The following is a 1,561-nucleotide window of genomic DNA, read 5'->3' on the forward strand; positions in this document are numbered from 1 at the left end:
CCCTAGTAGCGGCGAGCGAACGGGGAACAGCCCAGAACCTGAATCAGTTCTTGTGTTAGTGGAAGCGTCTGGAAAGTCGCGCAGCAAAGGGTGATAGCCCCGTACACTAAAATGCATTAATTGTGAGTTCGATGAGTAGGGCGGGACACGTGACATCCTGTCTGAATATGGGGGGACCATCCTCCAAGGCTAAATACTCCTGACTGACCGATAGTGAACCAGTACCGTGAGGGAAAGGCGAAAAGAACCCCGGCGAGGGGAGTGAAATAGAACCTGAAACCGTGTACGTACAAGCAGTGGGAGCACCTTCGTGGTGTGACTGCGTACCTTTTGTATAATGGGTCAGCGACTTATATTTTGTAGCAAGGTTAACCGTATAGGGGAGCCGTAGGGAAACCGAGTCTTAACTGGGCGAATAGTTGCAAGGTATAGACCCGAAACCCGGTGATCTAGCCATGGGCAGGTTGAAGGTTGGGTAACACTAACTGGAGGACCGAACCGACTAATGTTGAAAAATTAGCGGATGACTTGTGGCTGGGGGTGAAAGGCCAATCAAACCGGGAGATAGCTGGTTCTCCCCGAAAGCTATTTAGGTAGCGCCTCGTGAACTCATCTTCGGGGGTAGAGCACTGTTTCGGCTAGGGGGCCATCCCGGCTTACCAAACCGATGCAAACTCCGAATACCGAAGAATGTTATCACGGGAGACACACGGCGGGTGCTAACGTCCGTCGTGAAGAGGGAAACAACCCAGACCGCCAGCTAAGGTCCCAAAGTCATGGTTAAGTGGGAAACGATGTGGGAAGGCATAGACAGCCAGGATGTTGGCTTAGAAGCAGCCATCATTTAAAGAAAGCGTAATAGCTCACTGGTCGAGTCGGCCTGCGCGGAAGATGTAACGGGGCTAAACCATGCACCGAAGCTGCGGCAGCGACGCTTAGGCGTTGTTGGGTAGGGGAGCGTTCTGTAAGCCGTTGAAGGTGAACTGTGAGGTTTGCTGGAGGTATCAGAAGTGCGAATGCTGACATAAGTAACGATAAAGCGGGTGAAAAACCCGCTCGCCGGAAGACCAAGGGTTCCTGTCCAACGTTAATCGGGGCAGGGTGAGTCGACCCCTAAGGCGAGGCCGAAAGGCGTAGTCGATGGGAAACAGGTTAATATTCCTGTACTCGGTGTTACTGCGAAGGGGGGACGGAGAAGGCTAGGCTAGCCGGGCGACGGTTGTCCCGGTTTAAGCGTGTAGGGGGGTGTTCCTGGTAAATCCGGAACGCTATCAACCCTGAGGCGTGATGACGATGCACTACGGTGCAGAAGTAGTTGATGCCCTGCTTCCAGGAAAAGCCTCTAAGCATCAGGTAACATCAAATCGTACCCCAAACCGACACAGGTGGTCAGGTAGAGAATACCAAGGCGCTTGAGAGAACTCGGGTGAAGGAACTAGGCAAAATGGTGCCGTAACTTCGGGAGAAGGCACGCTGGCGCGTAGGTGAAGAGACTTGCTCTCGGAGCTGAAGCCAGTCGCAGATACCAGCTGGCTGCAACTGTTTAATAAAAACACAGCAC

Annotated in this window: 1 rRNA gene; it reads left to right on the forward strand. The window is 53.0% G+C overall.

Going from position 1 to position 1,561, the window contains the following annotated elements:
* Positions 1 to 1,561: ribosomal RNA gene (locus JHD74_RS25750) — 23S ribosomal RNA — on the forward strand; the annotation flags it as partial.

Source organism: Serratia sp. ASV30, from assembly GCF_016428815.1.
Classification (GTDB): domain Bacteria; phylum Pseudomonadota; class Gammaproteobacteria; order Enterobacterales; family Enterobacteriaceae; genus Chania; species Chania fonticola_C.